A 24121-nucleotide genomic window follows, 5' to 3' on the forward strand; every position below is an offset into this window, starting at 1 on the left:
CTGCTGATGTCGGTTCCGGGTCTGGCATATGGACCTCTGGGCGATCATTGCGCCCATCTGTGTGTCGACATGCAGCGGCTGTTCGCCGAGCCGTCGGAGTGGGCGACGCCCTGGATCACCCGTGTCCTTCCCCGGATCGTCAGCCTTGCCGAAAGATATCCTTCACAAACGATCTTCACGCGCTTCCTTCCGGCGCGAAGCCCGGGGCAGGGCGCCGGCACCTGGAAGCGGTACTATGAACGCTGGGCATCGATGACCATCGACAGGATCGGCGAGGAGATGATCGAACTCCTGCCGCCGCTGGCGGCATGCTGCCCGCCGGCGATCGTCGTCGACAAGCATATCTACTCACCGTGGCCCGAAGGGCATCTGCACGCGCTGCTTTCATCTCGCCGGATCGACACTCTGGTCATTACCGGCGGCGAGACCGACGTCTGCGTTCTGGCGACGGTGCTTGGCGCGATCGACATCGGCTACCGCGTGGTTCTGGTGACGGATGCCCTGTGCAGCTCTTCGGATGCAACACACGACGCGCTGATGACCGTCTATCATCAGCGGTTCGCGCAGCAGGTCGAGACGGTCGAGATGGAGACGGTTCTTTCCAGCTGGACCTGATGTCGAAGCAATGGCCAGATCAGGCGCTCAGGTCGATCAAGGCGATGCCGAGATCGGCGTGTTTCCTGCGGCGCAGATGAGCGGGGGACTCGACCAGTGTGACCTCCAGCGTCGGTCGCACGACGCCGCCCAGCAGATGTCCGCCCCGCGTCGCTCCGTCGCTCAGTCCGAGCACGGCATGCAAGTGGAGGCTGGGCTTGCCGTCATCGCCCACGGCAATATCGCCGATCGCGCTGAGAACCTCGCACTGTTCGTTGACCGGTATCTTGCGATAGTCCTTTGCCTCGAAGTCGAACCAGCCGACGGCTGCTCGCTCGAACGCGCCGAGTGCCGTCAGCGATGCGCCGTCGATCTGTTCTTCGCTGGCAAAGGCAGTGAGCGCGCCAATCGCCTCCTCGCCAGGCTCCAGCACCACCACGAAGGTCCTCTGTCCCGCGACTTTCGAAACCAGTTTCGATTTCATTGCCGTCGTCCTGTAGCCAAGGCGCAGAAACCTTGGCGGTGAATTTTCAGGCCGGCCCACTTATTTGAACGAACCGTTCGCGTCCTTGTTCCATATTGCGGCAGGCTTGCGGCGTCGAAGCGATCGGCTAATATCCGAACGCCTACCCCTCAGCCTTGAAGTTCTTGGCTTCCTTTTTCACCTCTTTCCTGTCGTTGTTGTGCTTGCGGATGAGATCTTTCGCCTGCTTGGGCGAAACGTCGGTCGTTTCGGCCAGATGCACGGCTTCGCGATCTTCGTCCTGTGGCCGGATCTTTTCCTTGGCCATCGGTCTGTCTCCTTTTTTCCGTGTCATGGGACGTAACCAGACAAGCGCCGCCCGGTTCCATGAAACTGCCCTGCTCAAGGGAGCGCCTGCCTCGGCAGAAGCTATTTCGCGGAGGAACTCGACTTGGGGGAGCGCAGCAAAAGTGCGAGCGGCACGAGAAGGGCGGTCGCGATCGCCGAGTAGCGAAACAAGTCCACGTAAGCCAGAAGCGTCGCCTGCCGGCCTATCGTCTGGCCAATCCAGCCGACCGCCTGGACTTTCGCCTCGACCGCGGGCGAGCCCTGAGCGACGAAATAGTCCGTCATGCGCCGAAGCATCAGCTGATAGACAGGCGAGGACTGCGCCGTGTTGCCGATCAGATGGGTCTGATGCAGTTGCGCGTTCTGCGCCACGACGGTGTTGGAGAGCGATACGCCGACGCTGCCGCCGATATTGCGTGCGACATTGATCAGCGCAGAGGCCTGGTTGGTCTTTTGCGGCGGTAGGCCGACATAGGCCGCCGTCGAAATGGGGATGAACAGGAAGGGAAGCCCTACCGTGATGAAAATGCGGGCATAGGTGAAATAGCTGAAACCGGCATCCGGCGACAGTGAGGTCAGATGCCACAACCCGACGGCAACCGCCGACATGCCGATCATGATCAGGTATTTCGGCTGCACGAAGCCGGAGGCGAAGCCGGAAATCGGCATCAGCATCAGCATGGCGATGCCGCCGGGCATCATCGAAAGCCCCGAAAGCGTCGCGGTGTAGTCGAAGGTGGTCTGCTGGAGCTGCGGCAATATCTGCGTGGTGCTGAACAGCACCGCGCCGACCGCCAACATCACCAGAAAAGATGTGCCGAACTGGCGGGTGAAAACCAGCCGCATGTCGACGATCGGATCGCGATGGCGAAACTCCCAGGGGATCAGGAAAAGGAAAGAGACGGCCGAGATCACGGCGAATGTCGTGATGAAGCCCGACGCAAACCAGTCGTTGCGCTGGCCCTCGTCAAGGAAGATCTCAAGGGATCCGAGCGCCAGCACGACGAAGATGAAGCCGACCCAGTCGATCTTCAGGCCACCCTTCAGCCTCTCCCGGCGCTCGCGCTCCAGCACGTCGGGTTCGACCAGCAGCCATTGCACAAGGGCCAACGACATGATGCCGAACGGCACGTTGATGAAGAAGATCCAGTGCCAGGAGAAATGATCGGTCAGCCAGCCGCCGATGGTCGGCCCGACCGTCGGCGCCACAATCACGGCGATGCCGTAGAGGGCAAAGGCCTGCGAGCGTTTTTCGGGCGGGAAAGTATCGGCGAGGATCGACTGCTCGCTGGGCGCCATCCCGCCGCCGCCCAGTCCCTGAAGGATGCGAAACAGGATCAGCATTTTCAGGTTCGGCGCCAGGCCGCAGAGCAGCGAGGCGAGCGTGAAGGTGGCGACGCAGATCATGTAATAGCGTTTGCGACCGATCACGCCGGCGAGCCAGCCGCTGATCGGGATGACGACGGAATTGGCGACCAGATAGGTGGTGATGATCCAGGTGCTTTCGTCCATCCCGGCCGCGAGGCTGCCCGCTATGTTGCGCAGCGCCACATTGGCAATGGAGGTATCGAGCACCAGCATGAAGGTGGCGATGGAGACGACGATGGCGATAAGCCAGGGATTGCGCCCGCCGGCGGCGGACCGGCTTTCGCCGGCTTGCTGCACGGTCGCCTGGCCAGTCATCGCACCTTGACCGTCGGCACCACGGACATGCCGGGTCCGAGCAGCAAGCCGGTCTTCTTGTCGAATACGATCTTTACGGGCACGCGCTGCACCACCTTGACGAAATTGCCGGTCGCGTTCTCCGCGGGCAACAGGCTGAAAGCGGTTCCGCTGCCGGCCTGGATGCTGTCGACGTGGCCCCTGAAGGTCTGCTCCGGATAGGCGTCGATATTGATCTCGACGGGCTGGCCAGGCCGCATAAGGTCGAGTTGTGTTTCCTTGAAGTTGGCCTTCACCCACACGTCCTCGGGCACGAACATCATCAGCACTTGCCCTGGTTGGGCATAGGCGCCCACGGCGGCGGATATGTTCGTTGCCCGTCCGGCCACCGGAGCGGTGATCGAGGTACGGGAAAGCGCGGTGCGGGCCTGCTCTTCGCTGGCATGGGCCTGGTCGAGTTTTGCCGCGGCGCTCTTGCGCTGGGCCTCAAGGACGGCGACTTGTCTCTGTGCCGCCACGACATTCGCCTGCGCGCTGTCGAGCGTCGCCTGGGCCTGGCGAAGGGTCGAGGCAGCCTGTTGCGCCTGCTGCAGCGTTCCGGTTCCCTGGGCGAGCAATTCGCTGTTGCGCTGATTTTCGGCCTTGGCGAAATCAAGTGCTGCCCGGCCTTGCGACACCTGCTTTTCGGCCTGGTCCACCTTGGCCTGCTGCGCTTCGATCTGGGCTGCAATGTCGGCGGTTTCGGCGTCGGCCTGCGCCACCTGCGCCTGAGCCTGCTTGAGGGACGCCTGATAATCCCTGTCGTCGATGCGCAGCAGGACGTCGCCGGCCTTTACGCTCTGATTGTCGGTCACCGCCACATCGGTGATGCGGCCGGCGATTTCGGCGCCTATGGTTACGGTGCGGGCGTCGATGAAGGCGTCATCGGTCCATTCATACTGTCGCGCCTGGAGCCACCAGATTATCGCTGCGGCCGCTGCCAGCAGCAGAATAAGGACGACCGCCGCGGTGACGTAGGGGTGCCGCCTGAGCGAGCCGAACAGGCCCTCTTTTTTCCCGGGGGAAGCATCGGGGTCCTGTTTCGCTTGTGGGCGCGACGAGGCGCCCTTCGGTCGTGAATCGGGGCGCCGCTTTGTTTGAGGTCTTTCGTCGACTGGTGCGACGTCTGGAGAGTTCGTGTCCACGTTAGCAGTCCGCAGTAGGGTTTTGGTGCGGCAAAAGCCGCGTACTGGAAGGACGTAAATCAACGGATCCGCGTCCGAGAAAGTTCCTGTTTCAGATCGAGTGTTTGTGGCCGGCCCGCGCTAAGCGAAGCGCAGCAGCACCGCCACCAGGACGATGCCGACAAGTCCCACAATGAAGATGATACGGCGCGTTCGCGTTCGCAGGATAATCTCGCCTTGCCGCGCATCCTCTGCGGAAAAGACAGGCCCCTCCTTGTCGGGATCGTTGCTCATGAGCTGCTCCTTCCGACTAATTTGGAGTGTCTCAAGCAGTTAAACCCTGCTCATCCCGGCAAGGTTCCCCAGAAATCGTGGGGGCTGGCGGCCGTTCTCAACTCACCATTTTGTGAGCATTCCGCGTTGACGGAACCTTTGTCACTTCGCCGCCGTTAGGCGCTCGATCCAAAAGCTTGTTCCAAGCGAAAAATCGGCGAGGATGCCGCAGGTCTTTTCCAGCAACGCCAATGGGATTGCCCGCTTCTTTCTGTGGGGTGTTTGCTGTTTCGCGCTTCTGGCGGCCGTCGGCGGCACGGCGTTTTTGCGTTCAGGGTTCGTTACCGGCGTGGGGCAACCCGTGGCCCAGGCCGTTCCCTTCAGCCACAAGCATCATGTCGGCGATATCGGACTGGACTGTCGTTATTGCCACAACGGGGTCGAGACGTCAGCCTCGGCGGGACTGCCGGCAACGGAAGTGTGCATGACCTGTCATTCGCAACTCTTCACCAATGCCGAGATGTTGGCGCCGGTGCGCGCAAGTCTCGCTTCGGGACAGCCGCTGCAATGGCAGCGGGTCAATGCGGTGCCGGATTTCGTTTACTTCAACCACTCCATCCATATCGCCAAGGGCGTCGCATGCGAGACCTGCCATGGCGCGGTCGACGAGATGCCGCTGACGCGACGGGCGCATTCATTGTCGATGGAATGGTGCCTTGGCTGCCACCGCGACCCAGGTCCCAATCTTCGCCCGCCGCGGGACGTTTTCCTGATGCACTGGAAGCCGCCTGACGACATCGAGCAGATCCGGCATTCCCTGATCAGCGTGCTCGACATTCATCCCGAGACCATGACGGATTGCTATGTCTGCCACCGTTGACCGAAATCCGGCTTTCGATCTTGAGGCATTGCGGCTCGCCGCGGTGGGGCGGGAGCCATGGCGAAGCATGGACGAACTGGCTGACACGGCGGAATTCCAGCGCTTTGTGGAGGCCGAATTCCCCGCGATGGCCGATCGCCTTCAGCCTGGCTTCGACCGACGCACGGTCTTGAAACTGATGGGCGCATCGCTGTCGCTGGCCGGGCTGACCGCCTGCAGCGAGGCCGAGAGCATCGTGCCTTATGTCCGCCAGCCGGAGAACATCATCCCCGGCCGGCCGCTCTATTACGCGACAACCCTCTCCAGCGACGGCTACGGCATCGGTGCCGTGATCGAGAGCCATGAGGGCCGGCCGACAAAGGTCGAGGGCAACCCCGATCATCCGGCGTCGCGCGGCGCCACAGATGCCGTCATGCAGGCGGCGGTGTTGTCGCTGTTCGATCCCGAGCGATCTCGCACGCCGCTCAGGAAGGGCGAGCCGGCGAGTTACGACGAGTTCCTGAAAGATATCGCCGAACTGGCTGGAGGATTCCTCGCTTCAGGTGGGCAAGGGCTGGCATTGCTGCTCGAGGCGACGACATCGCCGACGACGAAGGCGCAGATCGCGGCGCTGAGGGCGCGCTATCCCAGACTTCGTGTCTTCCGCCACGATCCGCTTGCGGCCAATTCCGGTGAACAGGCAACGGGCACATTGTTCGGCAGGTCGTTGACGGCGATCTACCGTTTCGACCGCGCCGATGTGATCGTCAGCCTGGATGCCGATTTCCTGGGCGATGGCCCCGGGCGCCTGGCCTATGCTCGTGATTTCGCGCAGCGGCGGCGGGTGCGCAAATCGACGGACACGATGAGCCGCCTCTATGTCGTCGAGACGACTCCCACCATCACGGGTGCTGCCGCCGACCATCGCCGTGCCGTCAGGCCAAGCGCCGTCGCAAGCGTTGCGGCGGCGATCAAGGCCGCCCTCGATGGCGACAATGCCGCGGCCGGCTTGTCGCCGCTCGATCCGGAATGGATAAACGCGCTTGTCGACGATCTGCGCGCTATCGGCCGCAATGCGCTTGTGGTGGCCGGAGCGCACCAGGCACCGTCCGTGCATGCCTTGGCCCTCGCGATGAATGCCAGGCTTGGCGCCCTTGGCAACACGCTGCAATTGATCGAGCCGCCTGATGCCATGCCGGTGGATGGCGATCTTGCCGCGCTCTGCCGGGCCATCATGGACGGTTCGGTCGACAAGGCCGTCGTGCTCGGCGCCAATCCCTTGCACACGGCGCCATCGGATATCGATGCGCGGAAAACTTTTTCGAGCCTGAAGCTTCTTGTTCATTGGGGGCTCTATCGCGATGAGACCGCGTTTCTGGCTCAATGGCATATGCCGGCCGCGCATGAGTTGGAGAGCTGGAGCGATATCCGGGCCTATGACGGTACGGTCTCGATCGTGCAGCCGCTCATAGAGCCTCTGTTCGGTGGCAAGAGCCTGCATCAGTTGCTTGCCGCGCTGGGCGGTGAATTCGGCGTCAATGCGGAGGCACTGGTGCGCCGGACGTGGACGGCCATGGACGAGGCGGCCTGGCGCAAGGCGCTGCGTGACGGTGTCGTGGAAAACAGTGCTGCTGCTCGCGTCGCCGTATCAGTGCCGGCCGATAGTGGCGGCTTCGCACCGTATGCCCCCGTCGCGAACGGGCTGGAGCTTCGCTTCGTCGCCGATCCCTGGCTTCGCGATGGCCGCCACGCCAATTCATCGTGGCTTCAGGAACTGCCGCGCCCGCTCACCAAGCTTGTCTGGGGCAATGCGGCGCTGATCTCCCCAGCCACCGCGCAGCGTCTGGGGCTCGAAAGCGGGCAGGTGGTGAATTTGGCACGAGGTGGCAAAGATCTCGACGCACCGGTCTGGATCACGCCGGGGCAGCCTGACGACACGGTGACGCTGTCGCTCGGTTTTGGACGCAAGGCCGGCTCGGTGGCGGCACTCGCGAGCGGCTACGATGCCTTCGCGATCCGGACCAGCGATGCGGCATGGTTTGCCGACGATGTCGTCCTGAGCCCGCGCGGCGGTTCGGCGCGTGTGGTCACGACCCAGCATCATCAAGCGATGGAGGGCAGGGCGATCATCCGCCATGCTTCCCTCGATGCGTTCAGGGCAAATCCCCATTTCGTGCGCGACCACGCGCCCCCAGCGCCGGTGGAATCGCTCTACCCCGACTGGAGCTACGACCAGGAAGCCTGGGGCATGTCGATAGACCTGTCGGCCTGCATCGGCTGCATGGCCTGCGTTTCGGCCTGCCAGGCCGAGAACAACATCGCGACGGTGGGGCCGGACGAGGCGGCACTCGGCCACGAAATGCACTGGCTGCGCATCGACCGCTACTATGCAGGCGGGATCGACGATCCGGACACCTTCTTCCAGCCGGTGCCATGCATGCATTGCGAGAAGGCGCCGTGCGAGGTCGTCTGTCCGGTCAATGCGACCATCCATACTCATGACGGGCTGAACGCGCAGGTCTACAATCGCTGCATCGGCACGCGCTACTGTTCGCAGAACTGTCCCTATAAGGTGCGGCGCTTCAATTTCCTGGAATACCAGGAATTCGACAAGGACGAGGCAGGACCGGAGCAGGCCGTCCACAATCCGGATGTCACCGTCCGTTCGCGCGGCGTCATGGAAAAATGCAGCTACTGCGTACAGCGCATTTCGCAAAAACGGATCCGCGCCCAGATCGAGAACCGGGAGATCGAGGACGGTGAAATCGTCACCGCCTGCCAGCAGGCGTGCCCGACACAAGCCATCACCTTCGGCGATCTCAACAGGAAGGATTCGCAGGTCGTCCAGGAAAAGGCCTCGCCACACAATTACGCGCTGCTGGAAGAACTGAACACAAGGCCGCGAACCACCTATCTGGGCAAGGTCAGCAACCCTAACGACCGGCTCGCCGTGACATCCGGCTCGGAGGGCGGCGATGGCTGACGTGGCCGCCCGCAGGACGAGCAAAGGCGTGACACCTGTGCTGCGCGGGCGTCACGATTTTCCAGAGATCAGCGGCCGCATCAGCGCGATCGTGCTGCAAGGAAAGCTGCCGCGCTTCTTCTGGGCGGCATTCTTCGTCTGCTTTGCTTTCATGCTGCTGTTTCTCTACTCGATCACCTACCTGATCTCGGTCGGCGTCGGTGCCTACGGGGTCAACATCCCCGTCGTCTGGGGCACGATGATCTCAAGCTTCGTGTGGTGGATCGGCATTGGCCATGCCGGCACGCTGATCTCGGCGGTGCTGCTGCTGCTGCGCCAGCCCTGGCGCGCCTCGATCAACCGCTTCGCCGAAGCGATGACGCTGTTTGCCGTGGCGATGGCGGGCCTCTATCCGATCCTGCATCTCGGCCGGCCGTGGTTCTTCTACTGGCTTCTGCCCCTGCCCAACACCCACATGCATTGGCCGCAATGGCGCAGTCCGCTGGTCTGGGACTTCGCCGCGATCTCCACTTACGCCACCGTCTCGCTGCTGTTCTGGTACATGGGCCTGTTGCCCGATCTGGGCGTGCTGCGCGACCGGGCGACGTCGCGGCCGGCGCAACTCTTCTACGGCGTCCTTTCGCTTGGCTGGCGCGGCTCGGCCTATCATTGGGCGCGCTATCGGACGGTCTATTTCCTGATGGCGGCGCTGGCGACACCGCTGGTCGTCTCGGTGCATTCGATCGTCGCCCTCGATTTCACCTTCGCCATCACGCCGGGTTTCCATTCGACGATCTTCCCGCCCTATTTCGTCGCCGGCGCGCTTCTCTCCGGCTTCGCCATGGTGCTGACCATAGCCATTCCCTTGCGCTGGGCATTCGCTGTGGAGGACCTGATCACGCCGCGCCACATGGACAACGCCGCCAAACTGATGATCGCGGCCGGCATGGTCGTCATCTACGGCTATGCGTCGGAAGCGTTCTTTTCCTGGTATTCGGGTGAGCCTTACGAGCGCGCGATGATGGTCCAGCGCGCCGTCGGCCCTTATGCGCCGCTGTTCTGGACCATGCTCTTCTGCAATTGCGCGGTGCTGCAACTGCTTTGGTTTCGCCGCGTGCGGTCCAATATGCCGCTGCTGTTTTCGATCGCTCTGGTCATCAACATCGGCATGTGGCTCGAACGCTACATCATCGTGGTGACCGGCCCGAGCCGCGACTACCTGCCGTCGTCCTGGGGCGAGCAGTCGCTGACCTGGCTCGATTTCGGCATCCTGTTCGGATCGATCGGCACCTTCTTCGCGCTGGTCTTCCTGTTCATCCGCATCCTGCCGGCGATAACCATCTTCGAGGTCGAGGAACTGGCCGAGCAGAAAGGCGGCGCGGCATGAGCCTCCATGGCGTCATCGCGGCTTTCGCCGATCCGGATGCGCTGACCAGCGCGGCGCAAACGATGCGCGACAAGGGCTACCGGCATATGGATGCGTTCTCGCCGTTCGAGGTGCACGGCCTGGTCGACATACTCGGCATGCGAAAGACACGGCTGCCATGGGTGATGCTGGCGGGTGCCGTGGCCGGCGGCGTGCTGGTCTATGCATTGATCCTGTATTCCGTCGAGATCGACTATCCCGTCAATGTCGGCGGCCGGCCGCTGCATTCCTGGCCGCCATTCACGGTGATCGCGTTCGAGGCGGCGATCCTGGGGGCGGTGCTCGCCGGCTTCTTCGGCATGCTGGTCGCGAACGGGCTGCCCCAATATTATCATCCCGTCTTCAATGCCGAGAGCTTCACCTATGCGCGCGGCGGCAAGTTCTATCTGTTGATCGAGGCGGCCGATCCGAAATACCGCAAGGACGTTACCAAGCGACAGCTGACGCGGCTTGGCGCCGAGACGGTCGAGGAGATGGCGACGTGAACCGGCGGTCGCTGCTCTTGCCGTTCATCCTGCTTCTTGCCGCCTGCAAGCAGAACATGGCCGATCAGCCGCGCTACGACCCGCTCGAAGAGAGCAGACAGTTCGCCGACGGCATGTCGGCCAGGTCCCCGGTCGAAGGCACGGTGACGCGCGACGCCGCGCTGGCGGCAACGCCGGACAAATCGCCGTACCCGATCACCATGGCGCTGCTCCAGCGTGGACGGCAACGGTTCGATATCTTCTGCTCGCCCTGCCATGGCCGCACCGGCGATGGGCACGGCATGGTGGTTCGGCGCGGTTTCCCGTCGCCTCCGACCTACCATCAGGATGCCCTGCGCAAGGCGCCGGACCGGCATTTCTACGACGTCATCACCAACGGCTACGGCGCGATGTATTCCTACGCCGCGCGTGTCGACCCGCAGGACCGTTGGGCGATCGTCGCCTATATCAGAGCGCTGCAATATTCGCGCTATGCGGCGGCCGGCACGCTGCCCGAATCCCTTCGCGCGAAACTCGACGCGGAGGCTGCACGATGAGGCGCATCGCCTGGCCCGATGGCTACCTCATCCTGCTGCTCATGCTGGCCGCCGCAGGCCTCTGCCTATGCGCGGCCGGGCTGTTCGTCGCTCCGCGCGCGACGCTGGCGGGCTGGCTGATGATGGCGGTGTTCCTGCTGGGATTGCCGCTCGGCGCAATGACCCTGCTCATGGTGCACGGGCTGACCGGCGGGCGCTGGGGCGACGCGTTGCGGCCGCCGCTGCGGGCCGCCGTCGCGACCTTGCCTGTCGCGCTGCTGTTGATGCTGCCGGTGCTTGCGCGGCTCGATCTGGTCTTTCCCTGGGCAGGAGCCGACCCGGCGCTGACGGAAGCGGTGCGCCAGAAGCTGACCTATCTCAACGTACCATTCTTCGTCGTTCGTTTCATCGCCTGTGCTCTCGTCTGGCTGGTGCTGGCCTGGCTTGTACTTGGCTGGACGGCGCCCGGTTCGGGTGCAAGCAGGACCGGCGGCGGCTACGCCATCGGGCTCGTCGCGCACGGCTTTGCCGTGACGGTGTTTGCTATCGATTGGATGATGTCGATAGAGCCGGATTTTTACTCCACCATCTATGCGATGCTCGAAGCGGCGGCCGAGGTCGTCGGCGTGTGCGGGCTGGCGCTGGCGGTGCTTTCGGCGGGCCGCGCGATCGAGTCGGCGCCGGGTGGCGAGGAGGACGTGGCGCTCGGCGAAGACCTCGCCAACATGATGTTCGGCTTCATGCTCATCTGGGCCTATCTGGCATTCATGCAGTGGCTGGTCGTCTGGGGCGGCGACCTGCCCCACGAAATCCATTGGTATGTCATCCGTGGGCGAAATGGCTGGCAGTATCTGCTTTGGCTGCTGATCGTGCTGCAATTTGCCTTGCCCTTCGCAGGTTTCCTGAACCGCTCCGTCAAACGCAGCCGCGTTGGCCTGATAGGGCTCGGCGCGCTCCTGCTGGCCGGACATTTCGCCGATGTCGCCTGGCGCGTCCGGCCGGCTTTGTCCGCCCTCGGTGCAGGAGTGTCGTGGCCGGATCTCGCGGCATTGGTCGGCGCGGGCGGCATCTGGTGCGGGTGCTTCGTCTATATATGGACCAGGCCGGATCGCATCGTCTTCTGGCGCGGGAGGCTGGCCCGTGGCTAAGGTCGTGCGTCATCCCGAGACACGCGATGTCTGGCCGAGGGCGCTTGTGCTCATCGGCCTCGGCCTGCTTGTCTTCCTGGCGCTCGCCGCGCTTGGGCTGAGACTGATTTTCGATACGGCCCCGTTCTGGCCACTTGCGGGCGCGCAGATGAACGGCAGCGCCGCAGGTCCCGCCTTGCAGGATTTTCCCGGGGCCGATCTTGCCGCGTTCCGTCAGCAGGAAGACCGTGAACTCGGCATCCTTGCCTGGGTCGACCGCAATGGCGGCATCGCGCGCATTCCGATCGACGACGCCATGAAGCTGGTCGCCGCGCAGGGGCTGCCGGATTGGGCGGGAACGCCCGCTGCGGCCGATGAGGACTGCCCCTTGCTCGAAGGCCAGGTTCCGCGCGCGCCGCAGGCCGGCATTTGTCGCGCCAGCGCCGACGCCGCGCAGCCAAACGCCAGGGCGCCGCAGCAGCGCCAGGCTGCACCGGCCATGGAGACGAGGCCATGAGGCGTTTGATCCTGCCGCTCGTGCTCCTGGCTGCAATGACCGCCAGCGCGTGCGCGCGGCCGGGTTTCGAACCGCAGATCGGCGCGCAGCTCAGCCTCGACACAGTCTTCCGCGAGGCTTCGGGCGCACGGCAGACGCTTTCCGGCATTCTCGGCGGGCGGCCGGCGCTGCTCATTTTCGGTTACGACAAATGCCCCAACCTCTGCGGCGTGACCCAGCAGGCGGTTGCCTCGGATCTGAACAAGACCGGCCTCGATCCTGCGACCTACCATGCTCTCTTCGTCTCGATAGATGCTTCCGAGACTGTCGGGGATGCGGCCTCCATCCAAACCGAGGTCGGGCGGTCCGCCGGTCCGGCAGGGTTGTCCGCGTGGCGCTTCCTGACCAGCGAGGATGGCGCCGGCGCGGCCCTTGCTGCGGAGGCCGGCATCACATTCGACCGGCGCGGCCGGATCTCGCAATATGTCCACCCGATCGCGGTCATCGCGCTGACGCCGCAAGGGCGTATCGCGCAAGTACTTCCGGCGCTGAGTTTCGAGCCGCGCGATCTCAGGCTTGCCCTGGTCGATGCGTCGGCCGGGCGGCTTGGCTCCATCGCCGATCACGTCTTTCTGCTGTGTGCTGGCTTCGATGCGTCAAAGGGCCAGTATACGCCGGCGATCTGGGCCGTTGTGAAGGTGACGGGCATGGCGACGCTGCTTGGCCTTGGCGTCACCATTCTCGCCCTTTCGCGAAGGAGGCCGATTTGACGTTCGGCATCCCCTTTACGCCGCCGCAGGCCTCCTCGATCGCCAGCAGTGTAGACGCCCTGTTCTACGTGCTGCTTGCCTTCACCGTCACGCTGGGCGTCTTCCTGACCAGCCTGGTCGTTTTCTACGCCATCAAATATCGCGCCGGCTCCAAGGTGGAGCGAACGGGAGAGCGTGCGCGCAGCACGCCGCTCGAGGTAACCTGGACAGTCGCCAGCCTGCTGATCGCTTTCACCATCTTCGGATGGGGAGCCGTGCTGTTCCTGCGCCGCGAGCATCCGCCGCTTGACGCGCTCGAGATCGCCGGCCTTGGCAAGCAATGGATGTGGGAGTTCCGTCATCCCGGCGGTCAGCGTGAGATCAACGAACTGCATGTGCCGGTCGGCAAGGCGGTGATCGTGTCGCTGGCATCGCAGGATGTGATCCATTCATTCTTCGTACCTGCCTTCCGGGTCAAGCAGGACGCGGTGCCGGGGCGCACCACGCATGTCTGGTTCATCGCCAGCGAGCCCGGACGGTATCATTTGTTCTGTGCGCAATATTGCGGCACCCAGCATTCGGAGATGGGCGGCTGGGTGACCGTGATGCCGCCGCAAGAATATGCGGCGTGGCTGGGCAACCAGGGCCAGGGCGAAACGCTTGCCGCCGACGGCGAAAAACTCTTCCGCGCGCTCGGCTGCTCCGGCTGCCATGGCAATTCCAGCAAGGTGAGGGCGCCGGATCTGGCTGGGGTCTTCGGACGGCCGGTAGCCCTGGACAATCAACAGACCGTCATTGCCGACGAACGCTATCTGCGCGATTCCATCCTCAATCCGAAGAAGGAGATCGCCGCCGGCTATGAGCCCGTGATGCCGAGTTTCGACGGCTTTGTCGACGAGCAGGAGCTGCAGATGCTGCTGGCGTATCTCAAATCCCTGTCGCCGCGGGCAACCAGGGAAAGCGGGGCGACCCAATGAGCAGGCAAGCCTTGGCGCCTTCGAGCTATCTGCATGGGGAGGCCGGACCTGCCGCCTGGCTCTTGACCACCGACCACAAGCGCGTCGCCTGGCTCTACCTGATGTCGCTGACGGCATTCTTCTTTCTTGGCGGCGCCTTCGCCGTGATGATGCGGATCGAACTCGCGTCGCCTGCGGGCGATCTGGTGTCGGACGATGTCTATAACAGGCTGTTTTCCCTGCATGGCATCATCATGGTGTGGTTCTTCCTGGTGCCGTCGATCCCCGCGACGCTCGGCAATTTCCTGCTGCCGCTGATGATCGGCGCGCGCGATCTCGCTTTTCCGCGGCTTAATCTCGCCAGCTGGTACGTGTTCATCTTCGGCAGCGCCTTTGCCCTGGCCGCGGTGCTCGCCGGCGGCGTCGACACGGGTTGGACCTTCTACACGCCGCTCTCGACGCTCTATGCCAACGGCTTCGTTTCGATGGCCGCGCTGGGCGTCTTCATCGTCGGTTTCTCGACGATCATGACCGGCATCAATTTCATCGTCACCGTCCACACGCTGCGGGCCCCGGGGCTGACCTGGTTCAGGCTGCCGATCTTCGTCTGGACGATGTATGCCACCGCGCTGGTCATGGTGCTGGCGACGCCGGTGCTGGCCGCCTCGCTGATCCTGATTGTGCTGGAGCGTGCCTTCGGTATCGGCATCTTCAATCCCGCTCTGGGCGGCGACCCGCTGCTGTTCCAGCATCTGTTCTGGTTCTACTCGCACCCCGCGGTCTACATCATGATCCTGCCCGGCATGGGCGTTGTTTCCGAAGTGCTGCCCTGCTTCAGCAAGCGCCCGCTGTTCGGCTACAAGGCGGTGGCAATGTCTTCGATGGCGATTGCCGTGTTCGGCTTCCTGGTCTGGGGTCACCATATGTTCGTATCAGGCCAGTCGGCCTACGCCGGCATCGTGTTCTCGTTCCTGTCGTTCTGCGTCGCGATCCCCTCGGCGATAAAAGTGTTCAACTGGACCCTGACGCTGCGCAAGGGCGAGATCACTTTCGAGACGCCCATGCTTTATGCGCTGTTTTTCCTGGCGCTGTTCACATTCGGGGGGCTGGCCGGCCTGTTCCTGGCCGCTCTCGCCGTCGACATCCACGTTCATGACACCTATTTCGTCGTGGCGCATTTCCATTACATCATGGTCGGCGGCATGGTGACGGCCTACATGGCGGGGTTGCATTTCTGGTGGCCGAAGATCACCGGCCGCGTCTATTCCGAAACCTGGGGCCGTATCGCCGCGACCGTGACCTTCCTCGGCTTCAACCTGACTTTCTTTCCGCAATTCGTGCTCGGTTTTCTCGGCATGCCGCGGCGCTATCACACCTATCCGCCGGAGTTTCAGTTCTGGCACGTATTGTCCTCGGCCGGCGCGGTCGTTCTGGCCGTCGGCTATCTTATGCCGCTGCTCTATCTCGGCTGGTCGCTGTTTCGCGGCGCGCGGGCGCCGGCCAACCCGTGGGGCGCGACCGGCCTTGAATGGCAGACGGCTTCGCCGCCGCCCGCGCATAATTTCGACGCCATGCCCGTGGTCAGGCGGCCGGCCTATGACTATGCCATGAAAGGACTGAGGCACGAGACGTTCAGCCCGCACAGGGACGAAGCGTCATGAGCGGGCCGACCGAAAGCATTGCCTTCGACACACGGGCCCGCGAGAAGGCCGCCGATGCGTTCGGCATGTGGATTTTCATCGGCTCGGAGGCGATGCTGTTCGGCGCGATCGTGCTGGTGTTTCTCTTCGCCCGGTTGAGCTATGGGGCGGCGTTCGCCGCAGCGTCGCAACATCTGTCATTGCCGCTCGGCACGCTGAATACGGCGGTTCTGATCACCAGCAGCTTCGCGATGGCGCTTGCCCACATGTTCACGGCTGCCCGGCGTTGGCGGCCGGCCTTCTGGGCCTTGATGTCCACGAGCCTGCTTGGCTGCATCTTCCTGGTGATCAAGGCCGTCGAATACGGCAAGGAATTCAGGGAGGGCCTGGCGCCGGTGCTCGGCGCGCCGTTCCGCTTCGCAGGCCCAGATCCCGCCCATGCCGAATTCTTCTTCGCGCTCTATTTCGCCATGACATCGCTGCACGCGCTGCATCTGATAGGCGGCATCGCAGTGATTGCCGGCATACTGTTGCTCTGGCCGGGGACCGCGCAGGGCAGCCGGGCGCGCCGCGTGCAGGCGATCGGACTCTACTGGCATTTCGTCGACATCGTCTGGGTGTTCCTGTTCCCGGTCCTCTATCTGATCAACCGGGCCTGACGACGATGAGCGACCTCGCAAAGCTCACATTCGCCTATCTCGCGCTGCTCGCCTTGCTGGCGCTTACCGTCGGCTCTTCGTTTGTCGACCTCGGCGGGTTCAATTCCGCGCTCAACCTTGCCGCGGCGGCCGCCAAGACAGTGGTGATCGCGCTGCTGTTCATGCATCTGGCGGGCGAGGGCATCCTCCCCAGGCTTGCGGTCGCGGCGGCGGGCCTGTGGCTGGCCATTCTCTTCGGCCTGACGCTGATCGGGCAATAGCCTGCGGGGCCTTGTAGTAGAGCGGTTCTGTGTTTGGTAGAAACGCCGAACCGCTCCAGACTATCTCGTTGTTTTTGCACCTTCCCCGGGAAGGCGTTTCGCGCCTTTCCCGGGAAAGTCGTTACACAGTTGCCTGGAGTGCTCGAGGAGCCATCAACGTTCGCGCGGATTGCCCAGGGCTGGATCGCGGCGCCTCGTGTAGCCATCGACACGGGGCAAGCCGTCGGCCATTTCGATGAATGGCAGGCGCATATCCCAATAGGCCTGTGCCTGTGGCGGAAACCGCTCCGGCGCGTCCATGAAGCCGATCGAGACATAGAGTTCGTCACGCAGGCCTTCGTCGGCATAGAAGATCGAGGTACCGCAATCGGCGCAGAAGGAGCGGACGACCCCCTTCGTCTTCGAAAAGGTCTTCGGCTTCCCGGCGGTCAGCTCGACCTGGTGCGGACGATAGCCGATCCAGATGGTCATAGGTCCGCCGATCGCCCGCCGGCAATCGTCGTCATGGTCGAAGCAGGTCCAGAAGGGCTCTCCTTCCATCACCGCCGTGACGGCACCGCAGAAACAATGTCCGCGCTCGATGCGAGCCATGTTGCTGCCCGTTGTCAGAGACTGTCGGTCGTCAGGACGGCGCTTCCGCAGCGGTCGAGCATGGGTTTTCTCCGAAGCTGTTGGGGGGATCTGATCCTGCGGGGTCAACGCAGCGCCGCCAAATTGGTTTCCGGCCATGAGGAGCGGCGGCGGGATTCAAATCTGCGCTTCCTGCTTAGCCGCTGGAACCTGCCGGTCGAAACCAGGTTATGACTATGCCAAAGGAGGACCGGGCCATGACTGGAAGCGAAAATCGCCGCGAGACTGGTGCCACCAAATATCCGGCCAGGGGCGACGGCGATCCCGCCGATTCATTCTCCCAGGACGCCGCAGGCAACAAGCCGCCGGCGTCCGGGCAAGGTCTGACGCGCCCTTCAGGCGAGGTGAACGAGAAAACGCATCAGTCCGAAGGGCAGAATCCATCCCGGCGGGCGACCCCAGACCTGCCGCCCAGAAAAGGCGCCGGCTCAGCCACTTCTGAGCACTCCAAAGACGGCCAAGTGCCGCCCGGAGGCCGGGAGCCCGGTGCGTTCGACAAGGAATGAACGATTCACAATTGACAAGCCGGCAGTGCTTGTGGATTAGTGAGAACGTTCTCTGAGAACGTTCTCACCGCTGCGGCGGACTTACCTTTTGGGAGGAGGTATGGGTACCGACGAGATCCGGCTGGCTGTTCGCATCGCGAACATTGCAAAATCCTACGGACCGACAGTCGCACTCGATTCCGTCTCCATTGATCTGCGGCCAGGCGAAGTCCATGCGCTGTTGGGCGAGAACGGCGCCGGCAAATCGACGCTCGTGAAAATCCTCAGCGGCGTCGTGACGCCTGACGGGGGATCCATGTCGATCTTCGGCAAGCCTTATGCGCCGCATGGCATCGTCGATGCGCGGGCGCAGGGCGTGGCGACGGCCTTTCAGGAACTCAGCCTGCTGCCGAATCTGAGCATCGCCGAGAATCTCGTGCTGCCGAAAATGCCGAAGGGCAAGCTAGGTCTCGTGTCGCGCCGCACCGCGACGGCATCAGCTGGCAAGGTTCTTAACGACTACGCTCTCTCCCACTTTGATCCCGACACGCCCGTCGGCGTGCTTTCGCTTTCGGATCGTCAGCGGCTTGAGATCGTGCGCGCCTTCACCCATGCCTCGAAGCTGCTGATCCTCGATGAGCCGACGGCCGCGCTGGCGGACGTCGAATGGCTGTTTGAGCTCGTGCGCCGGCAGAAAAACCTGCAGACGGCCATCCTCTACATTTCCCACCGCCTCGGCGAGGTGCGCACCCTGTGTTCGCGGGCCACCATCCTGCGCAATGGCCGCAGCATCGGCACCGTCGAGTTGTCCGGCGCTTCGGACGAGAACATTTTCGAGATGATGGTCGGCCGCAGCGCGCGTGAGACGACCGCCTCGCAGCCTTTGGTCGCCGACACCGCGCCCGTCGCGCTCAGCGTTCGGGGCCTCTCCGGCGGAATCTTGCGCGACGTGTCGTTTGATGTCAGGCGAGGTGAGATCGTCGGCATCGCCGCGCTCGAGGGGCAGGGCCAACGCGACCTGTTCAGGACGATGATCGGCCTCTCCAAGGCGAAAAGCGGCGGCATCGAGATCGACGGCGTGTCCGCCCAGATCCCGAACCCGGGCGCCGCGCTCCATTTCGGCAACGGCCTTGCCTACCTGCCGGAGGACCGCAAGTCGGAAGGGATTTTCGCCGGCCTCAGCACCGCCAGCAACATGGTGTTGCCTATCATTTCGCGTATCGCGCAGGGTGGCGTCGTCTGGCCGGCCAGCGAGCGTCGCATTGCGAAAAAAACCGCTGAGGCGGTCGAACTGCAGGAGCGCTATCTGCAGTTCAAGATCGACGAGCTTTCCGGTGGCAACCAGCAGAAGGCGCTCCTGGCGCGCGTCATGATGACGGGTGCGCGCACTCTACTGCTTTTCGATCCGACGCGTGGAGTCGATGTCGGAACCAAGCAGTCGATCTACGAGGCGATCCGGAAGTTCGCCGCCGATGGCGGCTCGGTGCTCTTTTACTCGTCCGAACTGCCGGAACTCGTCCATCTCGCGCATCGCTGCATGGTGCTCTATGGCGGCCGCGTCTTCGCCGAATATCAGGGCGATGCCATCGATGAGCCGACTATCGTCGGCGCGCTGATCGGCCACGCTGCGGGCGCGGTGAATGGAGTGGCCGCATGACCGCGGTCCAGGCAAATCCCGCGCCCCGCCGCTCCGCGTTATGGAGGGCTGTCATCAGCGGCACCGGCATCGTGGCGATGATCTATGTCCTGCTTTATGCGCTCTACGCGTTCTGGCAACCGGATGCGCTTTCGGTTTACACCTTCACCGACCTCGTCAACAACTCGACGCCATTGGCGCTCGCGGCAGCGGGCGAGACGCTGGTCGTCATCAGCCGCGGCTTCGACTTGTCTGTCGCAGGCGTCGTCTCGCTGACCAATGTGCTGATGGCGGTCTATCCGTTCGATGGTCCTGGCGGTGCGCTGGCCAGCCTCCTGATGTGCTGTGCGATCGGCGGTGCCGTCGGCGCAATCAACGGCATTCTCGTGGCCAGGCTTGGACTGCAGACCATCGCGGCGACGCTCGGCACGATGATCGTCTGCCAGGGACTTGCGCTGGTTATCCTGGACGCGCCTGGCGGTATGGTTGCCGACTTCGTTACCTACACGCTGACCGACACCCTGTTCGGTGTCATCCCGATCGCCGGGCTGTTTCTGGTTGCCGTCATCGCGCTTTGGCTTGCCTTCCGGCGGACCAATACCGGGATCGGCCTCTATGCGATCGGCGCCGATGAGCAGTCGGCTCGTTTCTCCGGTGTGCCCGTCGCAGGGGTACGCATCACGGCCTTTGTCGGCGCCGGCATCCTCTACGGCGTCGCCGGCTTCATGCTGAGCGCCCAGACGGCGACAGGAAATCCGACAGCCGGCACGCCATTCCTGATGCTCACCTTTGCCGCGGTGGCGCTCGGCGGCACGCCGTTGAGCGGCGGCCGGGGCAGCCTCGTTGGCTCGATCCTGGGCGCCGGTACGCTGATGCTTTTGCAGAAGGTGCTTTTCTCGGGTGGGGTCTCGTCCTTCTACACCGGCATATTCCAAGGTTTCGTGCTGGTGCTTGCGATCGTGTTCGGCAGCGCCGTGGCGCGCCTGCTCAAGAAGGAAGAGATCCGGTGAACGCGCATAAGGACGTTGCAACGCGTTTCGAGGCCAATTCCGACCGGCGCGGCAGGCAAAGGCTCGACCGGGAGGTGGTCAATACGCTTGTGGTGTTTGGGCTGAGTATCGTGCTTGTGGTGTGCTCGCGCTTCATCAGTCCGGCGCTGGGTTCCTGGGATCAGGTGCTGACGGTTCTTATCCTCGCGTCCTTCTTGATCGTCTTGTCGTTCGGGCAAGGGCTCGTCATCCTGATCGGCGGGCTTGACCTATCCGTCCCCGCCCTCATCACGCTCGGCGGCGTGTTGACGACGACCTGGATTGGTAGCGGCAACGCCGGCATCTGGTACATGCTGCCGGCCATCCTGGTCATTTGCGCGCTGGTCGGCACGATCAGCGGACTGGGAATTGTCTGGCTGAAGGTTCCTCCCTTCATCATGACCATGGCGACCTCGATCGTCGTGGCGTCGGTGGCGCTGGGCTATACCAGCGGGACGCCGCGCGGCGGCTCCCCGTCCGTCTTGCTGTGGCTGATGAAGGAATGGTTCCTCGGCGTGCCGCTGGTCCTCTACTTCACCGTCGCTTTCATCCTGTTCGGCTGGTTCTTGCAAAACTTCACAGCGCTCGGCCGCCGGCTCTACGCCCTTGGTACCAACAGGAACGCCGCCCTCATCGCCGGCATCGCTGTCAATCGGCTCGAGCTCGTCCCCTATGCGATCAGTGCCACCTGCGCAGGGTTCGTCGGCATGATGCTGGTGGGCTATTCGAACGGGGCGACGCTGAGGATGGGCGACAGCTACATGCTGCCTTCCATCGCTGCCGTCGTGGTCGGCGGCTCCTCGATCCTCGGCGGTAGCGGAACTTTCATCGGGACGGTCGGCGGCGCAATTCTTCTGACGACGCTTGGCACCGTTATCTCCGCCATCGGCCTCAACGAAGGATGGCGCACTGTCATAGAGGGCGCAATCATTGTCGCCGCCCTGCTGGTGCTGCGCGGCGAATTCCTGGCCGATCTCGGAAATCGAATGCTGACGCGGAGGAAGTGACCATGCCTGTGCGTGAAATGCGTTTTGTCCAATTGTGAGAACGTTCTCACAAGCTCTGGTCCGGCACCTGCAAGGGCCAAATTCCAACGGGAGGTTGATCGAAATGAGGCTGTTAAAAAGACTGGGACTGGCCGCGTCGCTGACGCTTGCCACCGCCATGGGCGTTGGGGCGGTTGTCGACCATGCCGAAGCGCAGGACAAGAAGTTCAAGATATATCTGTCGCTGAGCTACAGCGGCAATTCATGGCAGTCGGAGGCTGCGAACATCGTCAAGGCGTTGGCGCAGACGCCGCCCTACGACAAGACGGTGGAGCTGAAGGAAGTCATCTCGGGAACCGACCCCCAGGCTCAGATCTCGGCCTATGAAAGCATGATACAGGCTGGCGCCGACGGCATCATCAGCTTCCCGATCTCGTCGACGGCGCTGAACCGCACGGTCCATCGCGGCTGCCAGAAGGGCGTGCTCTTCTTCATGTACGACGCCACGGTGACCGAGCCCTGCGCCTACAATGTCAGCTATATCACCGCAGGCTTCGGCGAGAACACCGCCCAGGCCTTGGTCAATATCCTGGGAGGCAAGGGCAAGATCTTCCTGAGCCGTGGCGTCCCGGGCAACTCGGTGGATAAGCGCCACACCGACGGCGCGATGCACATTTTCAACCAGTATCCCGGCATCAAGGTCGTCGCGGAATACTACTCCTACTGGGATGACCGCACCACACAGCAGGAGACAGCCAAGGCTCTCGCGGCGCATCCCGACGTCGACGGCATCTGGGCTCAGGCAGGCGAATATGGCGCCGTTCAAGCGCTGCTCGACAAGGGCAACAAACTGGTTCCGATGACCGGCGAGAACTCGGACGGTTTTCGTCTCGGACTGGCAGACCCGAAGATGCAAGGCATGGGTCTCAAGGGTGTATCCGCCGGTTCGCCGCCTGCTACGTCAGGCTATGCCTTCAAGCTGATGATGGAGATCCTGACCAAGAAGCGCGACCTGAAGCCGATGAACATCGAGTACCCGCTGCCTTGGGTGCCAGCGGATCAAGTCAAACCTTGCAAGGGCGATACCTTCGCCGACGGATGCAATGTTTTCCCGTCCGACAAGGTTCCGAGTTCCTTCGTCACCGAGGTCTTCAATCCCGATTTGCTGCCGGAACTGTCGCTGCAGTCGGCGCTCGAGGGCAAGCCAACACCAGGAGCGACCATTCAGGCGTTGCCCGCGGACGTGAAGCAGGCGCCCGATGCGCCCGGCATCAACTGCTCGTCGTGCAAGGCTCCGGCCGACGAATACAAGCTCACCAAGGTCGAGCCGACGGTAAAACCCTGACGATCAGCAATGCAACAGGTGGACGGCATCCTGCCGCCCACCTGACTCAACATAAGGATGAGAATATGCCGACTTTTCTGAAACGGGGCAGGGATCCCGAAGCTGTCGCCCAGGGCGATGCGGCCGTCCGGACGACCGTCGAGACGATCCTTGCCGACATAGAAAAGCGAGGCGATACCGCTGTCCGGGAGTTGTCGGAGCGTTTCGACAAATGGTCGCCGCCAAGCTTCCGGCTCAGCGACAGCGAGATCAAGCAGGCGATGTCCAAGGTGTCGGCAAGCGACATCGAGGATATTCGCTTCGCCCAGGCCCAGGTTCGCAATTTCGCCGAGAAGCAGCGCGCCTGCCTCAAGGACCTCGAAGTGGAAACGCTTCCCGGCGTTGTCCTCGGCCACAAGAACATTCCCGTGGAAACGGTCGGCTGTTACGTACCGGGCGGGAAATACCCGATGGTCGCCTCCGCGCATATGAGCGTGGTGACGGCCAAGGTCGCCGGGGTGAAGAAGATCATCGCCTGCGCGCCGCCGTTCCAGGGCGGTCCGCATCCGGCTATCGTGGCCGCGATGCACATGGCCGGCGCGGACGAGATCTACGTTCTGGGCGGTGTGCAGGCCGTCGGCGCCATGGCGCTCGGAACCGAAACCATCGGGCGCGTCGACATGCTCGTCGGTCCCGGCAATGCCTTCGTCGCTGAAGCCAAGCGGCAATTGTACGGCCGCATCGGCATCGACCTGTTCGCCGGCCCGACCGAGACGCTGGTCATTGCCGACGACAGTGTCGACGGCGAGATCTGCGCGACCGATCTGCTCGGCCAGGCCGAGCATGGTCCGACCAGTCCCGCCGTGCTTTTGACAAACTCGGAGAAGCTCGCGCGCGACACCCTGGCCGAGATCGAGCGGCAGCTGAAGATCTTGCCGACCGCCGAGATCGCCGCCAAGGCATGGGCGGATTATGGCGAAGTAATTGTCTGCGCTTCCTATGAGGAGATGGTCGCGGAGGCCGACCGGATCGCATCCGAGCACGTCCAGGTCATGACGCGCGATCCGGATTACTTCCTCGACAATATGCGCAATTACGGCGCTCTGTTTTTGGGGCCGCGCACGAATGTTGCCTATGGCGACAAGGTCATCGGCACCAACCATACGCTGCCGACCAAGAAGGCGGCCCGCTACACAGGCGGTTTGTGGGTTGGCAAGTTCATCAAGACCTGCACCTATCAGCGCGTCCTGACCGACGAAGCGAGCGCCATGATAGGCGAGTACTGTTCGCGCCTGTGTGTCCTCGAGGGATTCTACGGGCATGCCGAGCAGGCGAACATCCGGGTCCGCCGCTATGGAGGTCGCAACCAGGCCTGAGCCAGCGCGCCAACGGAGT

25 protein-coding genes are annotated in these 24121 nt (G+C 63.2%); 19 read left to right on the top strand and 6 right to left on the bottom strand.

The features are described from left to right. Nucleotides 1-6: 6 nt before the first annotated feature. A complete protein-coding gene (locus LB533_RS27545) occupies nucleotides 7-615 on the top strand; it encodes a cysteine hydrolase family protein (protein WP_140639820.1) in 609 nt (202 codons plus the stop codon). 19 nt (nucleotides 616-634) lie between these two features. Here LB533_RS27545 and LB533_RS27550 read toward each other — a convergent pair whose 3' ends face one another. From LB533_RS27550 to LB533_RS27570, 5 genes are all read right to left on the bottom strand, one after another. After that, nucleotides 635-1078 carry a PPC domain-containing DNA-binding protein gene (locus LB533_RS27550; protein ID WP_140639819.1) on the bottom strand — a complete coding sequence of 148 codons (444 nt, stop codon included), beginning with the start codon at nucleotides 1076-1078 and terminating at the stop codon, nucleotides 635-637. Nucleotides 1079-1220: 142 nt separating this feature from the next. Then, nucleotides 1221-1385, bottom strand: coding sequence for a hypothetical protein (locus LB533_RS27555; protein ID WP_181169370.1), 165 nt, complete (start codon nucleotides 1383-1385; stop codon nucleotides 1221-1223). A 101-nt stretch (nucleotides 1386-1486) separates the two neighbouring features. Beyond that, on the bottom strand, nucleotides 1487-3088 hold the full coding sequence (locus tag LB533_RS27560) for a DHA2 family efflux MFS transporter permease subunit (protein WP_140639818.1): 1602 nt from the start codon (nucleotides 3086-3088) through the stop codon (nucleotides 1487-1489). Continuing rightward, the gene (locus LB533_RS27565) at nucleotides 3085-4251 is read right to left on the bottom strand and encodes an HlyD family secretion protein (protein ID WP_140639817.1); all 1167 of its coding nucleotides are present in this window, start codon (nucleotides 4249-4251) and stop codon (nucleotides 3085-3087) included. The genes LB533_RS27560 and LB533_RS27565 overlap by 4 nt, the downstream gene beginning before the upstream one ends. Before the next feature lie 120 nt (nucleotides 4252-4371). Beyond that, complete coding sequence (locus LB533_RS27570; protein WP_140639816.1) at nucleotides 4372-4524, bottom strand: peptide ABC transporter permease; 153 nt, start codon at nucleotides 4522-4524, stop codon at nucleotides 4372-4374. Nucleotides 4525-4726: 202 nt separating this feature from the next. Between LB533_RS27570 and LB533_RS27575 the strand changes: the two genes are divergently transcribed. The 12 genes from LB533_RS27575 to LB533_RS27630 all read left to right on the top strand — a co-directional run bounded on the left by LB533_RS27575 (nucleotide 4727) and on the right by LB533_RS27630 (nucleotide 16637). Then, nucleotides 4727-5383: a cytochrome c3 family protein gene (locus tag LB533_RS27575; RefSeq protein ID WP_140639815.1), complete on the top strand. Its 657-nt coding sequence runs from the start codon at nucleotides 4727-4729 to the stop codon at nucleotides 5381-5383. Between the two features lie 67 nt (nucleotides 5384-5450). Then, nucleotides 5451-8345: a TAT-variant-translocated molybdopterin oxidoreductase gene (locus tag LB533_RS27580; protein WP_210239881.1), complete on the top strand. Its 2895-nt coding sequence runs from the start codon at nucleotides 5451-5453 to the stop codon at nucleotides 8343-8345. Then, nucleotides 8338-9711, top strand: a complete 1374-nt coding sequence (nrfD, locus tag LB533_RS27585) for an NrfD/PsrC family molybdoenzyme membrane anchor subunit (RefSeq protein WP_224678671.1) — start codon at nucleotides 8338-8340, stop codon at nucleotides 9709-9711. Before LB533_RS27580 ends, nrfD begins: the two co-directional genes overlap by 8 nt. Further along, nucleotides 9708-10235: a DUF3341 domain-containing protein gene (locus LB533_RS27590; protein ID WP_224678672.1), complete on the top strand. Its 528-nt coding sequence runs from the start codon at nucleotides 9708-9710 to the stop codon at nucleotides 10233-10235. Before nrfD ends, LB533_RS27590 begins: the two co-directional genes overlap by 4 nt. A gap of 56 nt (nucleotides 10236-10291) precedes the next feature. Next, nucleotides 10292-10771 (top strand): c-type cytochrome, encoded by a 480-nt coding sequence (locus tag LB533_RS27595; RefSeq protein WP_224678696.1) that lies wholly within the window; start codon nucleotides 10292-10294, stop codon nucleotides 10769-10771. Beyond that, nucleotides 10768-11898, top strand: coding sequence for a hypothetical protein (locus tag LB533_RS27600; protein WP_224678673.1), 1131 nt, complete (start codon nucleotides 10768-10770; stop codon nucleotides 11896-11898). The genes LB533_RS27595 and LB533_RS27600 overlap by 4 nt, the downstream gene beginning before the upstream one ends. Further along, a complete protein-coding gene (locus LB533_RS27605; protein WP_224678674.1) occupies nucleotides 11891-12394 on the top strand; it encodes a hypothetical protein in 504 nt (167 codons plus the stop codon). Before LB533_RS27600 ends, LB533_RS27605 begins: the two co-directional genes overlap by 8 nt. Then, on the top strand, nucleotides 12391-13143 hold the full coding sequence (locus LB533_RS27610; RefSeq protein WP_224678675.1) for an SCO family protein: 753 nt from the start codon (nucleotides 12391-12393) through the stop codon (nucleotides 13141-13143). The genes LB533_RS27605 and LB533_RS27610 overlap by 4 nt, the downstream gene beginning before the upstream one ends. After that, nucleotides 13140-14099: a cytochrome c oxidase subunit II gene (gene coxB, locus LB533_RS27615; protein WP_224678676.1), complete on the top strand. Its 960-nt coding sequence runs from the start codon at nucleotides 13140-13142 to the stop codon at nucleotides 14097-14099. The genes LB533_RS27610 and coxB overlap by 4 nt, the downstream gene beginning before the upstream one ends. Then, nucleotides 14096-15739, top strand: a complete 1644-nt coding sequence (gene ctaD / locus LB533_RS27620) for a cytochrome c oxidase subunit I (RefSeq protein WP_224678677.1) — start codon at nucleotides 14096-14098, stop codon at nucleotides 15737-15739. Before coxB ends, ctaD begins: the two co-directional genes overlap by 4 nt. Further along, complete coding sequence (locus LB533_RS27625; RefSeq protein WP_224678678.1) at nucleotides 15736-16377, top strand: cytochrome c oxidase subunit 3; 642 nt, start codon at nucleotides 15736-15738, stop codon at nucleotides 16375-16377. Before ctaD ends, LB533_RS27625 begins: the two co-directional genes overlap by 4 nt. Nucleotides 16378-16382: 5 nt before the next feature. Beyond that, nucleotides 16383-16637 carry a cytochrome C oxidase subunit IV family protein gene (locus LB533_RS27630; RefSeq protein ID WP_224678679.1) on the top strand — a complete coding sequence of 85 codons (255 nt, stop codon included), beginning with the start codon at nucleotides 16383-16385 and terminating at the stop codon, nucleotides 16635-16637. Between the two features lie 153 nt (nucleotides 16638-16790). Here LB533_RS27630 and LB533_RS27635 read toward each other — a convergent pair whose 3' ends face one another. Next, nucleotides 16791-17228 (bottom strand): GFA family protein, encoded by a 438-nt coding sequence (locus LB533_RS27635; protein WP_224678680.1) that lies wholly within the window; start codon nucleotides 17226-17228, stop codon nucleotides 16791-16793. Between the two features lie 236 nt (nucleotides 17229-17464). Here LB533_RS27635 and LB533_RS27640 point away from each other — a divergent pair, with 236 nt between their 5' ends. From LB533_RS27640 to hisD, 6 genes are all read left to right on the top strand, one after another. Beyond that, a complete protein-coding gene (locus tag LB533_RS27640; RefSeq protein ID WP_140639804.1) occupies nucleotides 17465-17773 on the top strand; it encodes a hypothetical protein in 309 nt (102 codons plus the stop codon). A gap of 100 nt (nucleotides 17774-17873) precedes the next feature. Further along, a complete protein-coding gene (locus LB533_RS27645; RefSeq protein ID WP_224678681.1) occupies nucleotides 17874-19409 on the top strand; it encodes a sugar ABC transporter ATP-binding protein in 1536 nt (511 codons plus the stop codon). After that, a complete protein-coding gene (locus tag LB533_RS27650; protein WP_224678682.1) occupies nucleotides 19406-20398 on the top strand; it encodes an ABC transporter permease in 993 nt (330 codons plus the stop codon). The genes LB533_RS27645 and LB533_RS27650 overlap by 4 nt, the downstream gene beginning before the upstream one ends. Beyond that, entirely contained in the window at nucleotides 20395-21423 is a 1029-nt protein-coding gene (locus LB533_RS27655; protein ID WP_224678683.1) for an ABC transporter permease, read from the top strand. Before LB533_RS27650 ends, LB533_RS27655 begins: the two co-directional genes overlap by 4 nt. Before the next feature lie 103 nt (nucleotides 21424-21526). Then, nucleotides 21527-22747 carry a sugar ABC transporter substrate-binding protein gene (locus LB533_RS27660; RefSeq protein ID WP_224678684.1) on the top strand — a complete coding sequence of 407 codons (1221 nt, stop codon included), beginning with the start codon at nucleotides 21527-21529 and terminating at the stop codon, nucleotides 22745-22747. A gap of 65 nt (nucleotides 22748-22812) precedes the next feature. Next, nucleotides 22813-24102 (top strand): histidinol dehydrogenase, encoded by a 1290-nt coding sequence (hisD, locus tag LB533_RS27665; RefSeq protein WP_224678685.1) that lies wholly within the window; start codon nucleotides 22813-22815, stop codon nucleotides 24100-24102. Nucleotides 24103-24121 lie beyond the last annotated feature (19 nt).

This window comes from Mesorhizobium sp. BR1-1-13, assembly GCF_020165515.1.
GTDB lineage: Bacteria > Pseudomonadota > Alphaproteobacteria > Rhizobiales > Rhizobiaceae > Mesorhizobium.